Annotated in this window: 17 protein-coding genes; 7 read left to right on the top strand and 10 right to left on the bottom strand. The window is 34.6% G+C overall.

Features of this window, described 5'->3' with window-relative positions; translation table 11 throughout:
- Nucleotides 1-4 precede the first annotated feature (4 nt).
- Both tgt and HMPREF9456_RS13030 read left to right on the top strand, forming a co-directional pair.
- Nucleotides 5-1,135: a tRNA guanosine(34) transglycosylase Tgt gene (gene tgt, locus HMPREF9456_RS13035; protein ID WP_006844006.1), complete on the top strand. Its 1,131-nt coding sequence runs from the start codon at nt 5-7 to the stop codon at nt 1,133-1,135.
- 13 nt (nt 1,136-1,148) lie between these two features.
- Complete coding sequence (locus tag HMPREF9456_RS13030) at nt 1,149-2,246, top strand: LptF/LptG family permease (RefSeq protein ID WP_006844005.1); 1,098 nt, start codon at nt 1,149-1,151, stop codon at nt 2,244-2,246.
- A 309-nt stretch (nt 2,247-2,555) separates the two neighbouring features.
- Here HMPREF9456_RS13030 and HMPREF9456_RS13025 read toward each other — a convergent pair whose 3' ends face one another.
- From HMPREF9456_RS13025 to HMPREF9456_RS12980, 10 genes are all read right to left on the bottom strand, one after another.
- Nucleotides 2,556-6,011 (bottom strand): DUF11 domain-containing protein, encoded by a 3,456-nt coding sequence (locus HMPREF9456_RS13025; protein ID WP_006844004.1) that lies wholly within the window; start codon nt 6,009-6,011, stop codon nt 2,556-2,558.
- Nucleotides 6,012-6,079: 68 nt separating this feature from the next.
- Nucleotides 6,080-7,018 (bottom strand): fimbrial protein, encoded by a 939-nt coding sequence (locus HMPREF9456_RS13020; RefSeq protein ID WP_006844003.1) that lies wholly within the window; start codon nt 7,016-7,018, stop codon nt 6,080-6,082.
- Between the two features lie 12 nt (nt 7,019-7,030).
- The gene (locus HMPREF9456_RS13015; protein WP_006844002.1) at nt 7,031-8,329 is read right to left on the bottom strand and encodes a fimbrial protein; all 1,299 of its coding nucleotides are present in this window, start codon (nt 8,327-8,329) and stop codon (nt 7,031-7,033) included.
- 37 nt (nt 8,330-8,366) lie between these two features.
- Nucleotides 8,367-9,338, bottom strand: coding sequence for a FimB/Mfa2 family fimbrial subunit (locus tag HMPREF9456_RS13010; protein WP_006844001.1), 972 nt, complete (start codon nt 9,336-9,338; stop codon nt 8,367-8,369).
- Nucleotides 9,339-9,436: 98 nt separating this feature from the next.
- Entirely contained in the window at nt 9,437-11,071 is a 1,635-nt protein-coding gene (locus HMPREF9456_RS13005) for an Mfa1 family fimbria major subunit (RefSeq protein WP_006844000.1), read from the bottom strand.
- A gap of 65 nt (nt 11,072-11,136) precedes the next feature.
- Nucleotides 11,137-12,600, bottom strand: a complete 1,464-nt coding sequence (locus tag HMPREF9456_RS13000) for a DUF3868 domain-containing protein (RefSeq protein ID WP_006843999.1) — start codon at nt 12,598-12,600, stop codon at nt 11,137-11,139.
- A gap of 6 nt (nt 12,601-12,606) precedes the next feature.
- Nucleotides 12,607-13,194: a DUF3575 domain-containing protein gene (locus HMPREF9456_RS12995; RefSeq protein WP_245531023.1), complete on the bottom strand. Its 588-nt coding sequence runs from the start codon at nt 13,192-13,194 to the stop codon at nt 12,607-12,609.
- A gap of 785 nt (nt 13,195-13,979) precedes the next feature.
- Entirely contained in the window at nt 13,980-15,005 is a 1,026-nt protein-coding gene (locus tag HMPREF9456_RS12990) for a helix-turn-helix domain-containing protein (RefSeq protein ID WP_006843996.1), read from the bottom strand.
- A 969-nt stretch (nt 15,006-15,974) separates the two neighbouring features.
- The gene (locus HMPREF9456_RS12985; RefSeq protein ID WP_006843995.1) at nt 15,975-17,939 is read right to left on the bottom strand and encodes a transglutaminase family protein; all 1,965 of its coding nucleotides are present in this window, start codon (nt 17,937-17,939) and stop codon (nt 15,975-15,977) included.
- Nucleotides 17,936-19,762: a DUF3857 domain-containing protein gene (locus tag HMPREF9456_RS12980; protein ID WP_006843994.1), complete on the bottom strand. Its 1,827-nt coding sequence runs from the start codon at nt 19,760-19,762 to the stop codon at nt 17,936-17,938. Before HMPREF9456_RS12980 ends, HMPREF9456_RS12985 begins: the two co-directional genes overlap by 4 nt.
- Before the next feature lie 182 nt (nt 19,763-19,944).
- On the opposite strand from HMPREF9456_RS12980, the gene purH reads away from it, so the two are divergent.
- The 5 genes from purH to mrdA all read left to right on the top strand — a co-directional run bounded on the left by purH (nt 19,945) and on the right by mrdA (nt 25,920).
- On the top strand, nt 19,945-21,468 hold the full coding sequence (gene purH / locus HMPREF9456_RS12975) for a bifunctional phosphoribosylaminoimidazolecarboxamide formyltransferase/IMP cyclohydrolase (RefSeq protein WP_006843993.1): 1,524 nt from the start codon (nt 19,945-19,947) through the stop codon (nt 21,466-21,468).
- Between the two features lie 33 nt (nt 21,469-21,501).
- Nucleotides 21,502-22,527 carry a rod shape-determining protein gene (locus HMPREF9456_RS12970; protein WP_006843992.1) on the top strand — a complete coding sequence of 342 codons (1,026 nt, stop codon included), beginning with the start codon at nt 21,502-21,504 and terminating at the stop codon, nt 22,525-22,527.
- A gap of 63 nt (nt 22,528-22,590) precedes the next feature.
- Nucleotides 22,591-23,451 carry a rod shape-determining protein MreC gene (mreC, locus tag HMPREF9456_RS12965; protein WP_006843991.1) on the top strand — a complete coding sequence of 287 codons (861 nt, stop codon included), beginning with the start codon at nt 22,591-22,593 and terminating at the stop codon, nt 23,449-23,451.
- A 16-nt stretch (nt 23,452-23,467) separates the two neighbouring features.
- The gene (mreD, locus tag HMPREF9456_RS12960; RefSeq protein ID WP_006843990.1) at nt 23,468-23,962 is read left to right on the top strand and encodes a rod shape-determining protein MreD; all 495 of its coding nucleotides are present in this window, start codon (nt 23,468-23,470) and stop codon (nt 23,960-23,962) included.
- Complete coding sequence (mrdA, locus tag HMPREF9456_RS12955; protein ID WP_006843989.1) at nt 23,944-25,920, top strand: penicillin-binding protein 2; 1,977 nt, start codon at nt 23,944-23,946, stop codon at nt 25,918-25,920. Before mreD ends, mrdA begins: the two co-directional genes overlap by 19 nt.
- The last annotated feature ends 3 nt before the right edge of the window (nt 25,921-25,923 follow it).

The raw sequence follows: 25,923 nt of genomic DNA, 5'->3' as shown, positions 1-25,923 counted from the left end.
TAGAATGGATTTTGAACTTCAATATACCGATGATCAGTCTAGTGCTCGCGCAGGGTTGATAACGACAGATCATGGACAAATAGAGACTCCTATATTCATGCCTGTCGGGACGCAAGGTGCGGTAAAAGCCGTTCATATGACTGAACTCGAGAATGATATACAGGCACAAATAATTTTAGGAAACACATATCACCTGTATTTACGTCCGGGGTTAGATATTTTAAAACAAGCAGGAGGGTTACATAGATTTAATAGCTGGAATAAACCTATTTTGACTGACAGTGGGGGATTTCAGGTTTTTTCTTTGGCTCATAATAGAAAGCTTACCGAAGAAGGCGCCATTTTTCGCTCTCATATCGATGGCTCGAAACATATATTTACCCCTGAATACGTGATGGATATCGAACGTACTATCGGCGCTGATATAATGATGGCATTCGATGAATGTACACCAGGTGATGCAGATTATACTTATGCAAAAAAATCACTAGACCTCACAGAACGATGGCTTGATAGATGCATAAAACGTTTTAATGAAACCGAATGTGAATACGGCTACAAACAAGCATTATTTCCTATTGTACAGGGATGTGTATATCCTGATTTACGCAGACGAGCTGCAGAGAATGTAGCGTCTAAAGGTGCAGACGGGAATGCTATTGGAGGGTTAGCTGTTGGAGAGCCTACAGAGAAGATGTACGAAATGATAGAGGTTGTAAATGAAATTTTACCAAAAGACAAACCTCGTTATCTGATGGGGGTAGGTACTCCGGCTAATATTCTCGAAGCTATAGAACGTGGAGTAGATATGTTTGACTGTATAATGCCTACACGTAATGGACGTAACGGACAATTATTTACTCGCAATGGGATTATGAATATGCGGAATCAGAAATGGGCTAAAGATTTTTCTGCAATAGAAGAAAATGGAGCTTCATTTGTTGATACTTTGTACACAAAAGCATATCTTCGTCACTTATTTATAACGAATGAAATTCTAGCATTGCAGATAGCTTCTATACATAATCTGGCTTTTTATTTATGGCTTGTCAAAGAAGCCCGTCAGCATATAATAGCAGGTGATTTTTTGAGTTGGAAAAGAATGATGATTGAGAATGTTTCAAGACGTTTGTGATTAACTGAATAGAATGAAAATACTATCAATACTTGATAAGTACATAATAAAGAAATTTTTGGGAACATACATATTCTCAATTATTCTTATTATTTCTATATCTGTAGTGTTTGATATAAACGAACGACTTGATAAGTTTTTAAGTAATAATGCTCCCTTAAAAGCAATCGTATTCGACTACTACATGAATTTTGTACCGTATTACACAAATCTTTTCAGTGCATTATTTGTGTTTATTGCGGTAATATTCTTTACGTCCAAACTTGCTGATAATTCTGAAATTATAGCAATGCTATCGAATGGGATGAGTTTCAAACGATTGATGAAGCCCTATATGATTTCAGCAGGTATTATCGCTGTAGGATCATTCATTCTAAGTAGTTTTATAATTCCTCCAGCCAACGAAACGCGTATAAAATTTCAGAACAAATATATAAAGGATAAAAGTGTCGATTATGCAAGTCGTATACAAATGCAAGTTGATAAAGGGGTTATTCTTTATATCGAACGTTTTGATAATAAGACACGACTAGGATATAATCTTTCTTTAGATAAATTTGAAGGCAAAGAACTAAAATCGAGGCTGGTTGCAAGCAGAATAGAATATGATACAGCATATCACTGGGTTCTTAATAATTATTCTATACGCGAATTTCATGGTATGAAAGAGAAAATCACAACCGGGACTCGGATAGATACCACACTGAATGTTATACCGAGTGATTTTCTTGTGTCGGTAAATGATTTTGAGCAAATGTCAACGCCTAAGTTGTATTCGTATATACAACGACAAAAAGAAAAGGGATTGGCAAATGTCGGAGGTGTAAGTATTACTCAATTCGAGATAGAATTCCATAAGCGATTTGCATCAGTATTTTCAGCATTTATACTCACCATAATAGGCGCATCCTTATCTGCTCGGAAAATGAAGGGCGGAATGGGGCTTAATATAGGAATCGGATTAGGATTGAGTGTAACTTATATCATGTTTCAGACGGTAAGCTCCTCTTTTGCTGTTTCAGGTACAATGCCACCAATGCTAGCTGTATGGATACCGAATATTGTATTTATGTTTATAGCAGCATACTTATATTCTAAGGCACCAAATTAATATCTACTTTCTTCTTTTAGCTCTTACGAATAGCTGATTCTCATCTAAGTTTGTTTTATTAAGCTTCTCTGTCACTGGTAAGTGATGGCGTTAAAGATATGCTATAGATTATCTAGTGAATAGAGATCTAGATATAGCTCATCATCCTTAATATCTACTCGTTAATAATAAAAATAGAACCTACGAATCTCACGACTCATAGGTTCTCAAAAACTTTTACAAAACTACACTACTATCTTGGTTGATAGTATATTTTAAGAATGTCTCTTTCTTTATTTTCCGTTTTAATCAGAACTATAACTCTAGCTTTTATTTCATAAATATCCTGCTAGTCTTTTTTACTGTTTGTTTATTATCTGCTACTTTAACTATATAAACGCTGTTTTGAATAAAGTAGGCGTCTGTGAAGCTTTCGAAGCTATATTTCTTAACGTTTTTACTGAATATTTTTTTACCGTTCAGATCGTATACAATAGCCAGACAATCTACTTCAGACATATTTGTTACTACGATAACATTGTTGTTTACCGTAATATTGATTAATGATGAACCTTCATCATCGTCAGTTAGTACAGAGTTGCTGGAAACAATATCGAAGCGATTTTTATCTAAACTACTTTTTCCATTAATCGCATATTCTCCATTATTAACAATAGGGTAGATGTGCCCTGTTGTTAAATCTCGAAGGTATAGCTTACGATTTTCTATATCCGGAGTAACAGATAAGTTTAATGTATAGTTTTCATTTATTGAAGTTTTCACATCAAAGGTTGTACCCGTTATCTGTGGTACTGTTGCTATTTGAAACTTCTCTTTGTTTGTACCTGATACGTAAACCTGAGTCAAACCATTTTCTAGTAACTTGTATCCATCCCAACCATTATCAAACCCGTTTGTAGTTGCCGGATTCTCGAACAACCATACGCGGTCGGCTGATGAATCACCTATTACGTCCATAATAATATGAGGATAAGCTTCGCTACTACTACTTTTTAATGAACGCCATGCTGATTGATTAATCAATTCGTTCTTTCCTAATTTAGCGTATTTTAATGTTATAGAACCGGATGTTTTAGCATTCAACATGAATGTGTGCATCGATAAGATCCTATCAGGTAAAGTTGCCTGACCTGCCAAGCTGAATGGTACAGCTTGGTATTGTCCTCCGCTAATACCTGTAGCAGTAGATCCGTTTAGCTTACGCCATTGGTCACGTGTTCCGGTATTGAATAAGTATACTGTTTCTTCTTCCAATAGTCCGGTGCCAAAAGTAATTGCATCTGTTGAAATCGGAATTGCTGCTGTGTACGAGTTACCGATCAGATTCATACCAGAATAATTTACATTCAATGTTTTTGTTAATGGGACAATCGCATCACCTACATTTAGTGTACCTGTGAAATTATATATTTTGTCAGGTAAAGAAGTCGCACTATTTGTCATCTCATAACCCTTGAATGCTTTTAATTGAGTATCCGGGTTATATGGTGCAGGACGCCATTTGTCTCCACTGTAAGGCTCTACCCATTGGTTTACAGTTTCTAGTCCGGTAGAAGGAAATTCAGAGCTATTAACAGGTATCCCGAAATATTGCCACTGTCTTTTATAGTATCCGCAAGTTGAACATTCGTATGCTTTGTTATAGAACTCGACATTTGCATTTACAGCTAAGTTCGTTGCAGGATTGGTGAAAATAAGTGTGCCTGTAGCTTCATCCGGAGATGTTTTGACGATGATAGTTCCTTTATCAAAGTTATTGTCGTTGACAGTTCCGTTTATCGTCAATTGATTTTGAGTCGTTACTACGAGACTCATATCCGAGTTATTGGTAAGATCGCCAATAATTCGGTCTTTGTCTAAATACAGATCATTAACAGCTGCACCCGCACCATTTCCATTACCTGAAGGTCCGTTGTTGGAAACTGTTGCAAATTCAATGTTTTCTCCCGACATAGGAACATAATTGGCTGTCCAGTTTGCATCTTTAGCCCAATCTGTATCAATATTCCCTCGCCAATAATTCAACCATCTTAAACTTACACTGCTACTATTATTGCTAGTATCCGTATCGTAAGTGTAACTCAGATTAGCAGTATTTACCCAAGGGCCTGTACCTGTTGGTGTTACATTTAATACAATTGATGGATAAGCATAAACTGATGCTAGAGCATCTGTACGGGTGAACGTATAGTTATTACCAGTGTTAGAAACAGTCCATCCTGGTGCTGTATAACTAGTTACATTGAGTCCGGCTGGGATATTATCTGTAACAGTAACTCTTTCACTGGAAGGTTTATTTGTGGAACTCACATTACTAACAGTTATAGTGTAAGTATTTCCGCTTAATCGAGCAATACCGTTGTTGTTAACCCCTTTTTCTATTTTAAGGTCAACATTAGGGTTGAGAATAGTTGTGTTGACTGTGGCATAATTATTTGTTAAGTCTGTGTCACTAATTCCACTTCCCGTAGGATCTATTTCTACTGAATTTTTTACAATCCCTCCAGCTGGCATCTTTTTGGCTTTTCCTACAACCGTAAAGAATACAGTACTGTTTGGAGCCATTGCTAAAGTAGTAGAAAATGGATTTGTAAAGCCCGAAGTTTTAGCTACACCACTAGTGAAACCGCTAGCGGTATTGCCTGAGTTTCCTTTATTATTAAAAGTAATACTCGAAATTTCAAAATCGGAGAGGCTTAAAGCATTTCCATTCCCATCTTTAATAGTATCATTTAATACTAGATTTGTTAATGGTGCAGGAGTCTCGTTGGTTACAGTTAATGTATAAGTTAAATCATCTCCAATTATAACATTTGGTTTATCTACTTCTTTATTTATGCGTACATTACCTGGTGTTGTTATGTATAAATTTCTGATTTCGTGATAATTAAAACCTCCACCAGTGGAAGCTCCGAATCCTAGTTTTAGCAAGGCAGGAATAGGATCTGTTGTCTCATAAGAAATATGCTGAGTGTCAGTTCCATTAGGTGTTGTTGTCCAAAGGACTCTAATTCTGTATTTTGGGACAGATATAGTACCTATCGGTTCAATATATATCTTGACTTTTCTATAAAATTGACTGTTTGTTGGCCGTGTAGAGGTTACTGTATTATAATCAATTGAATTAGTATTACTAGAACTATTTGTTTGAAGTTGAGTATGTGTTAGGTATCTATATGGTTTTGAGTTTTTTTGAGGCCCACGAAGTGCTATCGAGTTAGGAGCTAGATCAGCAGTTCCACCATTTTTTCCTTCACTATTTCGTACAAAGTTGCCATACTCATCTAATCCTATACCGATATAACCTCCCGAAAGACCAGTTTCAGTAGTTGATCCACTTACTCTGTTGGCATATCCCAATGATCCGCCAAAAGCTCCGATAGAAAAAGTCTGAGTAGCATCGAATAGAAACACACAGATACCATCGGCTCCAAAATAAGTGTTGTCAGCTTTACTACGCCAAGTTTTATATTCAAATTCAATATATGCTCCAATTGAAGATGGAAAGGTGGTATTAATATAAGCAAACCCTCTTTGATCATTGTTATCTGATGTTAGCCGTAACCAACCATCATTTATTGGATCATATATACCTGAAGTAAGTATTGATGTAGGGTTTCCCCCAAGTGTAATTTTGCTACTCACACTACCGCTCTTAAAGTTCTCAGTAATTGTAAACTGGGCTTTTGCTTGCGGTATAAAAATGAATTCACTTGTAATTATTAATAATATTCCGACTATTAGGCGGCTATAAAAGTTATTCATATTCTTGATATTTTACAATCATTATACTCTGAAGTTTTTAATAAAGGGCTAGAGAATATTATTATATTTTAAATTTCCACATCATATACATACCAGTGATTACGCTCAATCTTGGATGGCAGTAACAATTTATATGTTTCATCACCAAATTCAGGAGGAGGTAATGCGCCCGTAGCCTGATATGGTAATTTTATCTCTATGGCACTACTTGCATTATCTCTTTCATTTATATAAGTGGTTAATGTCAAGTTTGTAACATTTCCTTGATCTAAAGTATAGGATGAAACTGAACCCGTTGCACTCCAAGCTGTCCAGTCGTTAGAACTTACGAGATTATCTGTTTTTGTAGATGGTTTAAATACATACGTATTTTTATCGAAATCAATGTATTTGTAACTATATTGAGCTTTGCTGTCTACTACAGGAATACTATAATGCTGTGCAGAAAGTTTTACATTCAGTTGAACTTTTGCTAGAGCCCTAACTAACGATACATTATTGAGTTGATAGTTCGTATTGAAATCATGAGTCTTATTCCCAGACATTAACAATGGGGGTGTAATGTTCGCAGACCATGGATTATTTACTGTTTGCCAAATAGCCTGTAGGTCTTCTATCGCTGATACTCCATCAAGGTTTGTTTTAATTGTAGAGCAGTTTGCTATTATGTATACATTTCTATTACCAGCTTCAGCCTGTGTAAGATTCAATGAGACTTTCTTAGTGCTGCTATTCCAAGAGCCTCCGGTAAATGTCACTCCTGAAATATAATATTTAATTAAGGTCTGAGAACCTGTAGTAGGGAAAAGGAATACATATAAATCATTTACAGTCTGCTCTTCTTCCGTTCCATTACTTTCGGCTTTCGTTATATTTTTAATGTAATTATTTATACTTAATGACAATTCTATATTGTTGTTATCGAAGCCTGGTTCCGGGGTCTCTTCTTTTGAACAAGCAACAAAGAAAAGGCTCAGAAAGAATGTTACATATATTATTTTTTTCATAGTCTTTATCTCTTATTTGCTAAAAGTTTTTACCAATGCATCGTTGTAATATACCTGAAGGTACGATCCGTCTCCTACGTTAGGAATAGAGCTTAGGTCATATTCTACAGATGCAGTAGGGTCAAAATTATTAAACGATTTTTCGGTCGTATCATCCGAAAATTTGAACGGTGCAACTGTCTTTAGTACAATATCATGTGGAGCACAAGCTTCTATTGTATTACTTATTGTTATTTTTCCGTCCTCATCAATTCCTACATTGTAGCCATATCCCATATAAGTTGCACTTTGCTTAATCTTCCATGGGTCTATACTATAAATGATCTCGATTGTTTGTAATTTTTTTATACTAAAAAAATAATGACGATTGCGGTAAATATTATAATCTGGTTTTTCTGTTTGATTTCCTGTGGCAAAAGACAAATAATCACTCTCAGCTATGGTACCGTCATACGTTATGATCGGAATTTCGTATAGCGTTCCGTTCAATGTTTCAATAACAAAGTAATTGACAGGCTTATGAGAGCTTGCAGACCAGCTAGGAGCTGACATCAGAGCCTCGGGCATGTAATATATAAAGGAGTTATCTACCTTTTTTAAAGGTTTATCTTCGTAAAAAATCGGTACGATTGGTGTTAATGGAGACTGTAAACTAAACTGTCGGTAAGCATTTTTATAATATATATTTTTTACGCCCAAATTAGTTGTAGAACCGTCTATTTTTACCTCAAGTTTTGCCAATACCCGAATAAGATTTACTCTGTCTTCGCCATTAGGACGAAAGGGTAGGGGTGAGTAAATATTTCCACCTTGAGTAATAGTCTGATTCTTATATATTCGAGACATTGGAAATCCTTTCGTTTCAGTAGCATTTAGATATAAGTCTGTGTCTAAATCTCTAAAGGTATTTATATATGATTCCATGGCAGACCGCGTGGTTATGCTTTTTAAGGCTGCGATAGGCATATTGGCTACAAAATAAAAATCACGTTGGCCCGGTCCCGGATTCAATTGTACAATAAAAGACTTATCTTTTTCTGAAAGAGGAATATTTTCATCAAAGTATTCGCCCACCTTTGTACCGCTAGATGAATCGAAGACTAGCATAGCCAAGTCATGAACCCGGTCTTCATACTCTATATCATCTGCATTCAAAGTCTCTAATCCTTCTGCCTGAGCTTTAGTTACCGAGAGATAAACTACCGGCTCGGATTGCGGTTTTTTTTGATCATCATAAATTAGAGAATCACAACCTGCAAATGATAAAGAAAGTCCTAAAAGTGATATATATATTAAGTATAATCTTGTCATAATCATATAGATTATTAAAGCAAAGAATGCTTTATAATTATAAATCTGTGCTATAGCTATGTACAAGCCAGTTATTTACATAGATTGCGCAACTGAAATTTGTTCCGCATTCTGCACAGTAATCTTTAAGTACAAATTTTATTGTAAAATCGTTTTCACAATTCAGATTAATTCCTCCATTAACAGTATTCATCAAAATACTACCTATAAGGTCACCGTTAAATACTTGCTGACCTGTTTTAGGATAATTGATAGTTAAATTATTACGATATCCGGTTACAAGCTCCAACATAGAGAAATTCCATGTTACACTATTATTTGTGTAAACAGTATTTTGCAGAGGATAATATATTATAGGGGAATTGTATGGCATAGAACCATCTATATTTATAGTTCCATTTGCAGATGAAACAGCCACAGCTAAATCTTGAGGTTTCAACTCTGTGATTGTTGCATCAAATTCGACAATCACTTTAACACGATTCGTTAACTCGCGCAAATTGATTTTAGTATGCTTATATAATGATCCACTTTTTTCAGGATCGGGCAAAAATACCGTAGGACTTTCACCTTGCCAAATGCGTTCAGTATTACTTAAACTGACCGCTTTGCTTTCTGATGACTTAATTGCTAACATTACATCTTTTTTAGTTGTAATGCCTGATGAGAAAGTGCTTCTTGTAAAGTTTTCGTTTACTCCTGTCCATGCAATAAATGAGAAGTTTCCGTTCGAAACAGGAACAAGCACTTCAAAATCGCGGTTAAGAGTTACATTCTGCTTGCTTACTGACGTTACAAGTTTACCCTCTTCATCAAACGCAAACACTGTGAGTGATGATGCTTCACCTATGAACGTTGAATCTACAGCACAAGGTGTCATTGAAAAAAACTTCACATACACACCTTGGGGACAGTCTGCTAAGTCGTCATAAATAAGAGAATCGCACCCCCAAAAAATTGCGCTTAATGTTAACGCGGTCATCAATATCTTAATTCGCAAATTCTTCATTTGTTGCATTTTGTATATAATTGATGTTTTAAAAGACTGGGGGAAAAAGGAATCCTTACTTCCCCCAGATATAATTAGAATTATAAATTTTCTATAAATCAGATTCCCAGATCAATACTGTAAGAATGAAGTTTCCACGGTAATACAGTAACATCTACACTCATCCATGTTTCAGGAGTAGTCAACGGGTCAGTTGGGTCTACTGGATTTTCCGGTTCGTCTACACCTGGTACGCTTGGTTTAGGATCCGGATTCAATGGCTTTTTAGGACCATTCGGATTTGATGGATCTACCGGTTCTCCTTTTGGATTATTCGGATCTTCAGGGAATAATGGATTCCAGTTAGTTCCTAAATTTTTAAATCCTGTAATATGGATATGATATACATTATTTCTTACAACCGGGGAATTATACCATGTAGGAATATTATCAGGATTAACCCATGCATAATACAATACCTTGCCTTTTACATATCTTGCTACAGTTTGTCCGATTACACCACCTTTGCTTGGTGTTACTGCATTTGCAGCGCTCACATAAAATTTACCATTCGCTCCTACGAAGAAATCTTCACCTGCTGTATAAGTTTCTCCGTCAGCAAAAGCCGCAGCAGAAGGAGTGAATTTAGCCCTGATAAGAACATATGCAGTGTTACCTTTCTTGTAACCGGAATCATTTCCTGCTCCATAAGCGTGAGTGTTTGGTAGGATAAATTTACCCGATAAACTAGCTTCTAATTCATCAGTTATGGCTGATGATGGATTTGTTGCATAGTCACTCATCGTAGCAACACTAGTTCCTCCAAACTGAGTTGTTGGATCATATTCTTCGAACAAACCTGAGTAATCATACTTCGAACTAGAACCTGTAATTTCGGTACCCCAATATTGTGCATCGGTGGTTGGTACCCATCCAAAATTAGGTGTTGCAAAATCAGCTTTACGTTGAAGATAAAGAGAACTTTCTCCTTGTGCCAATACCCATTTGATTTCGGAGATTGTACCTAAGATAGTCGATCCGTTTCCTGCTGGAACATTATAAGTTAGTCCTTGTGTGGATACCATAACACGTCCAACAGTTCTTTCTACCACTAGGCTAACACGGTTTTTAGGAGATGTAGCGGCAGTAGTTTCAGCAGCAGATACATTGTTAATGACATCGATTGTTTTAGGCTCAACACATGTCATAAGAATTTTTTCGTCTGTTGTTCCATTTTTTACAGCTAATTTTTCGGCAGAAGTACTTACTGTTGTACTTGTACCTGAATTAGCTATATACAAGGCCGCTTGAGCGTATGCATTCTCGAATTCAGCAACAGGTGTTTTAGCCAAAGCATTTTCAACCTCTGTTGTTCCATTTATTAATACATAAACTTTTTTAACACCGGCAGTTGTTTTAATAGCAGCCGATTCTTGAGGAACTAGAGTCACTTGTCCACTTACTACTTCTTTTTTATAATCAGTTCCTACATTAAAAGACTGAGCAGTTACAGAAGCACCGTCAATAAGATAAATAGCGACTTTGGTAATGTCATCTCTTCCGGCCCATTCTCCAATCAAACGATAGTCGTCCGGTAAACTTTTTCTTGTATTCGAAGACATGCTAAGAGTGATACTAACATTTGTAGTAGCCTCTTGTTCTGTAGGTGAATTTAAATTGTTATCATCGCTACAGGCTGTAAAAGCAAGCCCTAGGACTAGTACAGCTATTAAGAATAGTTTTGTTTTTTTCATTCTTTTTAAATTATTACGTCATGTTTTACTTTCTGAAATTTTACAATTATGTATTTTGCTTATATTTATTTGATATTGATTGCTTTTTTTAGTGTTTCAAGATTCTTCTTTCCATCGATGCTGCCACTATCGGCTGCTTTTGCAAAATAATCTAAAGCTTTTTCTGTATTTCCTTTTAATATATGGGCTACACCTAGGTTATTCCATGCTTTGGGATTACGTTCTATTTTATTTAGACGGTAAATTGCTGCATCTAGGTTTTTGCCTTCAATGTCTGCGGCGGCAGAGTTCATTATAGCGATATCACTTTCAGGATACAATCTTACTGCAATATCAAATACTTCTCTAAATTCTTTGCTGCTAGTCGGATAGCTGTCAGCCACCAAGTACATTTCATTCAGACTAAGCAGTTTTGGGTTTGTTTTAATAATCTGCCTCGCTTCTTCAACATTAAATGGACGAACAACATAAGCAATAGCATATTCTGTGCGGCGCAATGGCGGATAATAGTTACTCAATAATGTACGGTAAGTTTCTCCATTCGATAGCTTCTTTAATTTTGCATCGCGAGCATCAGAATTTGAGGTCTTATCTATTATGTCTAAAATAGCTTGCTTATCAGATAAATTAGATGCAGAAACAGCATTTTTCAACCCTGCCCAATCTTCGCCAAAGCCCTCTACAGTAAATTTATTGCGGGTGATACCAAATTTTGTAACAAGATAGTCGGCAAAAGAATTAGCCCTGTTTTCTGATAATACTTTGTTATGCTCAAATCCGCCTTCGGGAGAAGCATATCCTGCGATACTAAATTCAGTTATCTGTAGATCATTATTGTTTTGTATTTCGCCAATAACTCTGTCTACTTGATCGAACTCACTCTGATTGTTTCCGAAATCACGAAGTAGCTCATAACGATCGACAATATAATTAAATGTTGCAGTATGTCGGTCTTTTCGAGCTTTTACCTCTACTTCAGGTACAATAAACGAAAGTTGATAAGATGCTAGATCTCTTTTTGGTAGTATGTTTTGTGCTATTAGCTGATCGTCTGATACGGTATAACAATTAGCACAACCAGAGGTAGTTTTTAATATCGATATGGAAGCATCGTCCATCCATGCTCTGTAAGGCACAGATATATTATAATCTACAGTTTGAGCTGTATTATTATTCCTTTTTATAATAGCATTAGGCTCAGTACTAAAAGGAAGATCTTTTCCAAATGTGCTGTTACGATTCAATATTTTATTTCGTAAGCCTCCTGCTACAACTACCGGAGGGAGACTTAGGCTATCCAGTTTGTTTTGATTCGATTTAAGTATTGGAGTTAAAATAACCATGTCATTTCTATTTACATGTATTTCATCCAGAATGACATCCATTTTAATGGCTACTTTATTATCTTGTTTAATAAAGTGCTCCCCGGATACTTTTACTTTTTCAGATTGTGTTTGTGAGTGTACAGGTATTATAAATCCCGCCAACGATACAAACAAATATATTTTTAAGATTATTGTTCTTTTCATGAATCTTTATTTTAAGAAATAAATAAAAGATAGGCCTAGCTTGGTTACTCCCCAGTAATTATAATTTCCTTCATCGAGCTTTGTACCGCATTCTTCGCATGGATATTCATCATAGTGAATACGAGCATAACCGGCTCCAATATTGAATTCAAAATTCCAACGGTTACTGAGCACCCATTGATAACCATAACTGATACCGCCTCCGTACAGATAACCTTCGTACCTTTTATCTTTAAGAGCATCTAGACGTCCGATAGGAATATCCCAGCCTCCGACATTGAATTGAGAAGCATGCGCGTGTACTCCTAAGAAATGTCCGTTAAATGATTCACAAAACCACCAACGGTATTCGGGTTGAACAAGCCAATGTTTAAAATTCTTATTATCGGAAAAAGAGAATACATTTAATCCTCCGCCAATTTCTAGCGTACTCTTTTTACTTAAACCAACTTCGAGCCCTAAGTTAGGCGTTGTTGTTGCCCAATAAGCTAGATTTGTTTTTATAGCGATTTCCTGACTTTTTGCAACAGTAGAAAAGCTAAAAAAAATCAAAAAGGCTAAACAGGCACTTCTTAATTGTTGATAAATATTCATTTTTTTGAGATATATAATGACCAGTGTTTTGTTAGTAAACTCGAAAGGCATTTCCTGTAATTTTATAAAAAATAAAATCAATTAACTCTATTCTTTTATTGTTAAAGCCTTATTTATCTTTACAGTTTGTATTTAAACCGTACCTAATATAAAATTTGCGCATATTCTTAATATTTTATTCTATTATTTGTAGCCACTATTTATTTGTATTTCATAATATATAGAAAAAAATTATTGAAAATTAAATAATTAAAAGGCTGTTTATGTTATTTTGCTTTGTGCAAATATCTACTTATATAACTTTATTTCATGTACATTTTTGTATAATATTGCTTTTTTTAGTTTCTAATTTCCATGTATTTGTTGGTTATTATAGCATAATGAGATGTTGCGTGTTTATTAAAATGCAAAAAATGTTGTTTAAATATATTAATGCGTACGTAAATGCATTTTATAATTCTTTAATACATATATGTATTTTTATTTATTTTATAGATAATTTAGATAAAGTGAAGCCTTAGTTTTGCTGAAGAAAAAAATATCACAAAGTCAAGTCTTCTCTATTTATTTGAATGGCCTTTTTGCTGTGTTATTTTAAATTAGTTCTTGTATATTAATGTATTACTTGTATGGTGACGGATAGGTATTGATATGTGTATATAAAAACACCTTGCACTATTATGTGTAGATTCTGTGCAAGGTGTGTCTAGTTAACTTTAAACCGAATATTAGGTTATTGATTTATATTGTCGCTGATTCTCTTTTCGTATAGATAAAATGTGGAATTAAGGATGTATAGAATTAATAATATTTTTTTGTTCTTTAAAAAAATTGTGCCTTTGAATTTCTCCACCAAAAGTAATAAGTGTAGAGTATCTTTTTAATGATTCAATCCATTCATTATGAACATTTTTAATGTTTTTATTCTGAGAGTTCATGCCACTGATTCCATAGATAGCGAGATGTGCTAGAGAGATACCATTACCTTCAAGTAGTACATACGATGATTCAATATTCACATTCGATAAATAAAGAAAGAGGTCGGCTTCGTTTGCATATTGTCCTGATACGGTATATGTATATAATTCGTTTAACAAATCGTTTAATTCATCTTTTAAAGAGATTAAATCATGTTCATCTAGCAAATTGAGATTGTAGAAATAATTGATTTCTCTAATGATAGACGAGAATATATCATGGCTGATGATGACGCTCGAATGTCTTATTTTTTTTAATTCCGAGGTTAATATCTTTTGGGTGTTAAAAACCTCCTTATCAATAATAAAGTCTTTGAATGGTAGTGGTTGACTTTTCTTAATTTGATAAGCGTATTTAAAAAGTCTGAGCTTTGATAAGTTTTGATGATGTAGATAAAATAGATAAGGTAGGTTGCTAAAAGCACACTTTAACACTGAATCTCTAGTTTTGTTTATATTCTTGATAATCTTGATATCATTCTCCAATGTTTTAGTATATGCACTGTTTATTTGGTTTGCATCTATTAAATTAATCTCAAAAATAGCTTTCTCATTTATTTGGGATCCAACAATATTGTCAACTGAGAAGGATAAGGTCTTGGCAATCAATGCTACTTCGTCAAAAGAAAAGCGTACTTCTCCTCGAAGCCTTCTATAGACCGACTCTTTTCCAAGGCAGAGGATATCTGCAAGAACTGAAGCTACTTTTTCTTTATCTGATTTAGTTAGTGTTTCTTTTTCTACAATTACTGTTCTGATGGCATTAATTAGTTTTTTATGAACTGTGTTATCTATTTTTGTCTCCCTCACATTATTAAAATCTAAATTATTCATTTTATTTCCTCTATAATATTAGTATTTAGTATTTTATCAAAAGAAAAAGTGTGTTTTTTATAATCTCAATGCCTAAGTTGAGTTAAGACTTAAATGTTTGTGACTAATTAAAGTGTATTCTTTTGTCTAATTGCAAAAATACAGATTGCTTAATGATGTGTAGTTTCATTTTTTGAGTATTATACATATTTTTTTTTCTAAAATCCTATTATTCTTAATTTTAAAACCATATTGTATTATTTATATAATCCTAATTCGTGTTTTGTCTGTTTGTATTGCTTAAAATGCATTTATCGTTGTTTTATGAGTTTTATGATGCAAATATTGACTTTGAAAAAAATAAGGATTTCTTTGTTTTTATAATATTAATAACTATAGAAGGAGGATGATAGATGGAAAGTGATAATTTCCTCTGATTTTTTACCAGATAATGGCTACATTGTTGATATAGTTTAAAATATAAGCTTGTTATTACTCATAATTGGTCGAGATATGCCCTAACAAAAGCCAAATAAAAATTCCTCCAGTTTTAATACGGTTTATCTACAATTAACTATACCATGTTGAGGGAAAGGGGAATACTATGCACACATAGATAATTTCTCAATATACATTATTAAGATTCACTTTCCAATAAAAACCGACCCTTTTATACTTCTTATTTAAAAACAGCAACAAAAGAATAAAAAAAATAGGACTTTATTGTATCTTTTTGAATTGTTTATATATAAATATTATTTATTAGTATCATACATCTTTTTGTTTGTGATGTATATTGTTGTTTATTAGAATGTTATTGTTTTTTTTCTATGGTGTCTGATTCAATTGTGTGCAATGATGATTATCTAGTATTGGTATAATTGATACGTTAATATAGTATTTTTAATAAAGGAGCAGAAAGATTAACTCCTTCTGCTCCCTTATTAAAAATAGATACTATATTATTCGTTTTATATATATTCTGAAGAGTTACTCTTTCTCAAGAACAACCATCTCAGAGAACCTTTTTATTGCTTCAGCAAAAGACATCTTGAGGCTGATATAGTTTTGAGGCTGATATATATTCTGTTTGAGCGTATATCCTGCATTTATTATTATTTTATTATTCTCTTTTTGCACTGTATATTGTATTGAGATCAGGATATCGTCTACATTATAAGGTGATGGTAAATAATTAATCTTGTATCCCTTCGGAATATTTATTTCAGATCGATAAAAATCACTTTGCATGTATATCATATCAACAGGTAATGTCCGCTTGGTTTGCTTAAAAGGGTTATCGCTGATGGATAGGTTGCAAAATGGATGAATAAATAATTTATCCGATAAATTTTCGATAGAAGCATCAAATGCGAAAGAGAAAACAAAAGGTTTGTCTAATTCATCATTTTCATCGATATTGATATTACCTTTTATATCAATATTGTTGTTACTTTTTAATTCTTTTTGCAAATTTTCTACTTTCCCTAGATATGTTGAACGATAATTATATGCTTTTTGTCCTTTCCCGGCAAATCTTGCTTTTACGTTCATTTTGTTTTCTACCGGAATAATATCTAGAATGAAATTTTTTTGTGAAATGGAAAGTTCTTTTTGTCGGATACTAACCCATTCTTCGGATTTAGGTTTCACTACCAGCCCATTTACATTAAGGCAGCGTTCAGGTAGGTCACTATAGAAAAGTAATGGTTCTGTGGCGTCCAGGTAATATGTGCTTTCTCCAATTTTCACTAGTACTATTGTATAATTAAAGAACTGTTGAAAAGGATGAGATAAACTTATTGATCCGTTCTTCCTCGTACTTAATATTATAGGATATGCTTCTAGTCCTGCAGAACGGAGTAGTCCGGTCAGAAATAGGTTTATATTAGCAACGTTCCCGGTTTGTTTTTTCATAAAATCGGAAACACTATATTCACTGAGTTTGCCATAATTTCCATTCCAATTGTATTTATCTTTTACATATTTAGTTATGGCCTCCACTTGTTCCAGAGGAGTTTTACTTGCGATATCTAAAGTGGGCAATATTTTTTTACCTTCTTTTTCACTATTCTTTATGTATTTTCCAAAATCATTATCTTTCAAGAAATCATCACACATAGCAGGCCAGGTAGTCATGATTTCTTTGCTACCTCCTCTTGGATAATATATTTTAGATAGCTGGAAGTAAAGACTTATCAAATAATCTTGTTCGGAAGTGATATATTCTTCGTCTTTAAATGCGGGAAGGTTCTTTAATCCAAACTCATATTGCATCTCTTTATAAACTAAATTACCAAAGCGAATATCCTCATTAAGTGGTGTTGCTTTATATTCGTCAAATTTATTTATTCTTCTTAGTATATATGTATACTCATAGTATGGTATAGCTCTGTACTTTAGCTTGCTGTAAACGACAGGGATTTTCTTTTGAAAATCCCATTTTCTCATGTTAAAAAAGTAAGGAGTCGTAATTAGATATTTGTATTCGATTACTGAACCTTCGCGGACATCAGCTAATACTACTTTTTTTATACTTAGTGTATTGCTAACTTTTTCTTCGTATATATTTTTAGGATCGAGAATTGTTTTTGTTAATTGTCCTCCTTCCATGTTGTATGTTGTGGCTTCAATTTTTTCGATAGACTCCCATTCTCTATTTTCAGAATAGTAAGGTATTTCGAAGTTTGCGTATTTTGTACCTGCTTGTTTCAGTATTTTAATTTTTACTTTACGTTCCATCGATAACAAGAAGCCTCGAGTTTCGTCTGGTCTGAAATAATAATCACCCAAATCATATATAACCACAGCTTCGGCATCTTTGTCTTGCTCATACTGTGACATTGACATTTCGTACTGTGTGACTTTTCCGAATTCTTGCGAATAGTTGACCTGAGAGTATCCGTTTATAATAAATATTATAAATAGGATAGAAGCTGTAATTGTCTTTTTCATATGTACTGTAGGTATATTTTTTTTAGTTCATTATTCTTTACCGTGGTTATAAAATCATAGAAATCTTTATATTCAATAAGGTTGTATCTTCCGGCTGAAATCAGTATCGACTTGTATATATAAACTTCATTGTTTCTTTGTTTATAACTTATAGAGTATTTTCCATAAGCAGATTCCATATTTAAATCTTCCGGCAATTTTACTTTTGTCTCATCAGGTAAAGAATAACAAATAGTATCTTTATAAAAACTTGGGTAGTCTAGTTGGAGGTCACTTTTTCGTAGATCAGGAGCCTCATAAGAGGGGATTTCTATTGCAAAAGGCTCAATAATTAAGTTGTCCCCATATTTTTTTAATAAATTATGAAACTGACACTCAGCATTCAGCTTTATAGAAGGATTGTCAGAGGCTGCCTTGTCTAAATTGAAATTAATGAGATCGTATGAACCTGTCAAAATAGTATTTCGTATATATTTATCAATCGTATTTTTATTAATATCGGAAGCCAGATAGATTAAACTTTCATAATTGTCGCCTCTAGCTGTTGACGTAAGTTTTATGTTAGACGTTTTGAGATCAACAAGAATCGAACGGCTGCATAATACATCGTTTGGATTTAAAGGTGGAATGTTTACAAAATGGCTGTCATTCTCATCAATAATTAAAGCTTTGCGAGCTTGAGTAAATGTCCCCATGTATCCGAATGGCGTATTTTTTGAAGTACACTCAAGGTAAACCGTATCTTTTTCAAAAGGAATTGTAAGAATAGCATGATTGAATACTTGAGAGGGAAAAGTCGTATCTACGTCAACGATTTGTCCTCCTGCAAATATTAATGTGTAATATGATTTTATTCCGGCATATTTGAGCATTGCCTGCATGTAGTTGGTCAGAGCTTTGCAATCTCCATATTTGTTGGTACAAACATAGCTGGCCGGATATGTTTGCATTCCTCCTATATTGATGCTAACGTTTATGTAGCGAGTATAATCCTGTAGATATTTATATAAGATTTTTGCCTTTTCTTTATCATCTGTTACGCCTGAGAGTAACGAGTTTATCTTTGCTTGCTCTGGTGCGGGTAGGATACCTCTGCCTCTATTTAATCTATATACCCAGTTTCCAAAAGATTTCCAATTCTCTTTGTTGCCCTCTACTCCATATTTGAAATTAATAGGAGCAGCCTGTATTATGGGAGCTTCGGTATTGTTTGGTGAAGCGTTTAGTTCTTTTGTTTTAAGAGGTCTATAATTATATTTCCAAACATATCTGATATTATTGTTTATAGTATCTATAACTGGAGGATCAGTGTTTCTTTGTTTAAATGTAATAGGCAGATCTATTGGTGCTTCAGCGATAAGTTCTCCTGAGATTATAGGTGTCCGTGAATTTGTATAATTGAGAGAGGCAAGACTAAGAAACTTAGAATAAATTACTTTGAACGAATAGACAATTCTGTAAGGATATTGATTGTGTTTCAGTTCAAAAGTTTTAACAAAATCATCTTCGTATAAAGAAATATTTGAAATAGAGCTTCTGTCGGTTATTTCTTTATTCTTTAATTTTCTTACAATATTGCCCTGCGTATCTTCTATCCAGGCATCTCCCACAGAAACTTTATCGCCTTTGCTGTAGTTGATAAGTATCTCAGCATCATGATCGCCCATCCGTTCGTTGATTTGTAGTATAACGGAATCCGTTCTTATCAATTTGTCACCTCTGATTTGGTTATAAGTTTTATACTTTATATATTCACTTCTGAAATCTTGAGATACAGCAAAAAGAGGTATTACATATAAGATTACAATTACGACAAATTTCATTATTAACAAGCTAAGTAGGTAAATTAAGATTTGTTTGTAAATATATAAAAAATGTGAACGCAATATTGAAATTTTGTTGATTTATGTAACAAAATGTATTCTTCAAAAATTATACTAAAAAGGGTAAGTAATACTAATAGTTTTTTTAACTTTGTATCCCTAAAAAAGGATATTAACACACCATGTCTCTAGAGAAAAAAATTAGAACCGCATTAGTCTCAGTTTATCATAAAGATGGCTTAGATGAAATTTTGAGAAAGTTAGATAATCTGGGAGTTCGCTTTGTGTCGACAGGGGGAACCAGAAATTTTATAGAGTCGCTAGGCTTCGCTTGTGATGCTGTAGAAGATGTAACAGGATACCCTTCTATTTTGGGAGGACGAGTTAAAACATTGCACCCTAAAATATTCGGAGGTATACTCTGTCGTAGAGAGCTTTCGGAAGATATGAAGCAAATAAAAGCATACGATATACAAGAGATTGATTTAGTTATTGTAGATTTATATCCTTTTGAAGAAACTGTTGCTTCAGGAGCAGGAGAACAAGACATAGTTGAAAAAATAGATATTGGAGGCATATCATTGATTCGCGCCGCTGCAAAAAACTTTAAAGATGTAGTAATTGTAGCTTCAAAGAATCAATATGCACCTTTGATGAGTCTTTTGGAAGAAAAAGAAGGGAAGTCGGATCTAACAGATCGTAAATTTTTTGCAAAAGAAGCGTTCTCCGTATCATCTTCATACGATACAGCGATCTTTAATTACATGGATAATTATGAAGGATCGGCATTTCGCCACGCAGAAGATGATGCAATGCACCTCAGATATGGAGAAAATCCGCATCAGAAAGGAACTTTTTACGGAGATTTCAGCGCTATGTTCGATCAATTGCACGGACGTGAAATATCTTATAATAACTTGTTAGATATCGAAGCCGCAATAAGTTTGATCAGTGAGTTTGACGAAACCACTGTAGCCATATTAAAACATAATAATGCTTGTGGTATAGCTTCGAGAGAAACAGTAGTTGAAGCATGGAAAGATGCATTGGCTGGAGATCCTGTTTCCGCTTTCGGTGGAATTATAATAAGCAATAGAAAAATAGATAAGGTAGCTGCTGAAGAAATAAATACCATCTTCTTTGAGATTGTAATTGCTCCCGAATATGATAAAGACGCTTTAGAAATACTAGAGCAAAAGAAAAATCGTATTATTCTGGTTCAAAAACAACCTTTAGAAGGAACTAAGCAATTCCGTTCATTGCTGAATGGAGTCTTGGTTCAGGATAAAGACCTAAGTATACAGGCTGCTGAAGATTTGAAACTTGTAACAAATAGACCATTGCAAGGAACCGAAGCTGAAGATTTGCTATTTGCCAATAAGCTTGTGAAACATACGAAGTCGAATGCTATTATTCTGGTTAAAAATAAGCAACTTTGTGCAGGTGGTACAGGACAGACTTCTCGTGTTGACGCTCTCAAGCAAGCTATAGAGAAAGCAGATGCGTTTGGCTTTAAGCTTGATGGTGCTGTAATGGCTTCTGATGCTTTTTTCCCTTTTCCCGACTGTGTCGAGATTGCAGGGAATGCAGGTATTACAGCTGTGGTTCAACCGGGAGGTTCTATAAAGGATAACCTATCAGTAGAATATTGTAACGAACACAATATATCTATGGTTATGACGGGAGTGCGTCATTTTAAACATTAAATGTAATTGTAAATAAGCAAATATAACATCAATATGGGATTATTCTCTTTTACTCAGGAAATTGCGATGGACCTTGGCACTGCCAATACCATCATCATACATAACGACAAGATTGTTGTCGATCAGCCATCAGTAGTGGCATTGGAACGTAAAACCGGGAAAGTCATAGCTGTTGGAGAACAAGCCCGACAGATGCATGGCAAAACCCATGAGGACATAAGAACAATCAGACCGTTGAAAGATGGTGTGATTGCTGACTTTACGGCTGCGGAACAAATGATTCGCGGACTGATAAAAATGTTCAATAACAAAGGACGTTTATTTGCTCCGTCATTAAGGATTGTTATTTGTATACCATCCGGAAGTACTGAGGTTGAAACCCGTGCGATCAGAGACTCTGCAGAACATGCCGGAGGTCGCGATGTTTATATGATATATGAGCCGATGGCTGCGGCACTTGGTATTGGCCTTGATGTAGAAGCGCCGGAAGGAAACATGATCGTTGATATAGGCGGTGGTACAACAGAAATCGCTGTAATTTCTCTTGGAGGTATTGTGTCAAATAAATCAATAAAGATTGCGGGAGATGACCTTACTGAAGATATTCAGGAGTATATGGGACGTCAACATAATATCAAAGTAGGAGAGCGCACAGCAGAAAATATTAAAATAGCAGTTGGTGCTGCTTTGACAGAATTACCTGACGAGGATGTGCCCGAAGACTTTATTGTTCATGGTCCTAACAGAATGACATCTTTGCCTATGGATATTCCGGTATCATATCAGGAAATGGCTCACTGTCTTGATAAATCTATATCTAAAATGGATTCGGCTATCTTGAGCGCTTTAGAGCAAACACCTCCCGAGTTGTATGCTGACATTGTTCGCAATGGTATTTACCTTACAGGTGGTGGTGCATTGCTGAGAGGCTTGAGCAAACGTTTCTCTGATAGAATCGGTATAGCATTTCATGTAGCAGAAGATCCGTTGCATGCTGTTGCCAAAGGTACGGGCATAGCACTAAAGAATATAGAGAAGTTTAACTTCTTGATGAGATAAGAAAAAACGTGATTTCAGAACAATTGCGAATCATTACTATTTTAATATAGATAATTACAGAGAATGCATAACCTAATCAATTTTTTAAGAAAAAATAGCCATTGGTTTGTGTTTATTTTCCTTGAAATAATCTGTTTTTATTTTATATTTAGTAGCAACTCGTTCCAGAAGAGTGTATTTTTTAACTCTTCCAACGAGTTTACCGGAAGAGTTTATACTATTTCAGGAAACGTTCTGTCTTATTTTGGACTAAGGTCGGAGAATGAGGAGTTATTACTAAAGAATGCGGATTTACAGTCTCAAATTGCAGAATTGAAGGACTATATTTATGATCTTGAGAATGACTCTCTAAAGACAAATGCATTTATTACCGACTCTCTGGGCACTAGGCAAAAAGAGCCGCATATTATAGCTCGTGTAGAAAATAACACTATATCCCAGATTTATAACTTTATTATAATCAATAAAGGAAAGAAAGATGGTGTAGTGACTGATATGGGTGTAGTTTCTCAACAAGGGATAGTAGGTGTTGTTAGGGATGCTACTCTAAATTACGCTGTAGTTCAGCCAGTATTAAATCCTCATAGTAGATTTAGTTGCAAGATATTAAACTCTAATACTGCAGGAACTTTAGTCTGGGAAGGAGGAGATCCTCGATACGCAAGCCTTACTGAATATCCTAAATATGAGAAGGTTGAGAAAGGTGATACTATTGTAACGAGTGGTTTCTCTGATATCTTCCCCGAGGGTATATTTGTAGGTGTAATTGAAGACTATAAAAGCGGTACGAATGATAATTTCTATTCTTTAAAGATCAAATTATCAACAGATTTTGGATCATTGAAAAGAGTTCTTTTACTGAGTGGAAAAGATGATGAGAGGAAAGAATTGGAGCAAAAAATAAAAAATGTTCAAGAGCAGTAATATAAAGTATATAATAATGTTTGTCCTGCTTGTATTATTACAAGTATTGGTCCTAAATCGGATTTCATTTCTTGGATATGGAGTCCCTTTTGCGTATGTATATTTTATAATAAAACTGCCTATCCGTTCTAATAAAAGTGTAGTTATCTTTTTAAGTTTCTTAATCGGATTTGTTATTGATATTTTCTGTAATACGCCGGGAATAAATGCCGCAGCTTCTACTTTTGTGGGGCTTGTTCGTTGGCCTGTGCAGAAGTTGTTCTTTATGGTTGACGATTATGATGAGCAAACCCCGAGGTTGTCTTTATTAGGAGGTGCATTTATAAGATATGCTATATTTCTGACGCTGATTCACCACATTGTACTTATCTCGATTGAATCTTTTTCATATTTCAATTTGGAGATACTTTTGCAACGAATTCTATTGTCTACTTTACTCACATCATTATTGGTGTTTGCATTTGAAGGTTTATCTTTTAAGAAGAAAAACTCATGGCAAAAAACATCTTAGACTTATCTAAAAGAAAATATGTACTGGGTGGGATAGCCTGTGGCATAATTCTTATATATATAATTCAACTTTTTAATTTACAAGTACTTAATCCTGAATATAAGGATTTTGCAGATGGAAATGCATTCTTCAACAGGACATTATATCCTGCACGAGGAGTCATTTCTGATAGAAAAGATAGAATACTTGTATATAACCAACCTACGTATGATATAGTATATATACCTCGTGAGGTACAGCCATTTGATACCCTCGACTTTTGTAAGTCATTGAATATAACCAGGGAGCAGTTTGATAAACGCATGAACGACATAAAAGATCGTCGTTTGAATCCCGGATATTCGTCATATACAATGCAAACGTTTATGACTCAACTTACAACTCAAGAGAGTGGTTTGTTGCAAGAAAAACTATATAAATTTCCCGGTTTCTTTATTCAGAATAGGACATTACGACAGTATAACTATCATAATGCAGGCTTGTTGCTCGGGTACGTAGCAGAAGTAAGCAGAAGTCAATTGGAGAATGATTCTTACTATGTAAGAGGTGATTATGCTGGAAAATCAGGACTTGAAGCATCTTATGAAAACTATCTTAGGGGAGAAAAAGGCATTGAGGTTTTATTAAGAGACGCTCATGGACGTATTCAAGGTAGATATGAAAACGGAAAGTTTGATAAGTCTCCTGTATCAGGAAAAAACCTCACACTTTCTGTCGATATAGATTTACAAGCATACGGGGAGTATCTTCTTCAAAATAAAGTTGGATGTGTTGTTATGATTGAACCTTCAACCGGTGAGATATTATGTTTGGTTACATCTCCGACTTATGATCCTTCTATGCTGTTGGGACGTAACTTTAGTAAGAGCTATAAAGAACTGGAAGATAATCCTCTTAAACCATTATTTAATAGGGCTATACAAGGAATGTATCCTCCCGGATCTACTTTTAAGCCAACACAAGGATTGATTTTCCTGCAAGAAGACATTATAACTTCTAATACGCTATATGCTTGTGCAGGAGGGTATCCTCCATTAGGCGGTCGTCCTAAATGTCACCCTCATGGTTCACCACTGTCATTAGTTCCTGCTATTGCAACTTCTTGTAATTCATATTTCTGTTATGGATTATCGGCAATGTTAGGAAACAGAAAAAAGTATAAAAGCACTGTTGAAGCTTTTGATATTTGGAAAGATCATATGGTAGATATGGGATTTGGTTATCGCTTAGGTGTAGATTTACCTTCAGAAAAGAGAGGTTTTATTCCTAATGCCAATTTCTATAGCAGAGCTTTTAAAAGGGAGAATTGGAGTGCTTCCAATGTTATTTCTATAGCAATAGGTCAGGGGGAAATAACAGCTACCCCTCTGCAAATAGCAAACTTCGCCGCAAGTATATCTAACAGAGGGTTCTACTATGCGCCACATGTTGTGCGTCAGATACAAGATACGCCTTTAGACAGTATATATACACACCCTCATTATACCGGAATAAAAAAAGAGTATTATGAGTATGTGGTAGAGGGGATGGCTCTCGCTGTTACTGGTGGTACATGTAGAGGAGCTAATATACCTGATATTGAAGTTTGTGGTAAGACTGGTACAGCAGAAAATCCACATGGTAAAGATCACTCATTATTTATGGGTTTCGCACCTAAAGATAATCCCAAGGTGGCTATTTGTGTTATTGTTGAAAATGCAGGATTTGGCGCTACATTTGCTGTTCCTATTGGACGTTTGATGCTTCAAAAGTACCTGAAAGGAGAGGTGCCTGCTTCTGATAAATATATTGAAGAGAGAATTGCCACTACGACAATTTTGCCACAAACATTTTTTAATTGGAATAGGGCTAATAAGAAGTATGAGGAGTTTTCTCAGCCAGCGGTATCAAATACTGATGGTGCTGGAGATGAAACATCTATAGAGCCATTTTCATTAAATCCTGAAAATAATCAATAATAA

This window comes from Dysgonomonas mossii DSM 22836, assembly GCF_000213575.1.
GTDB classification, from domain to species: Bacteria; Bacteroidota; Bacteroidia; order Bacteroidales; family Dysgonomonadaceae; genus Dysgonomonas; species Dysgonomonas mossii.
This window is presented reverse-complemented; position numbering and strand designations above follow the sequence as displayed.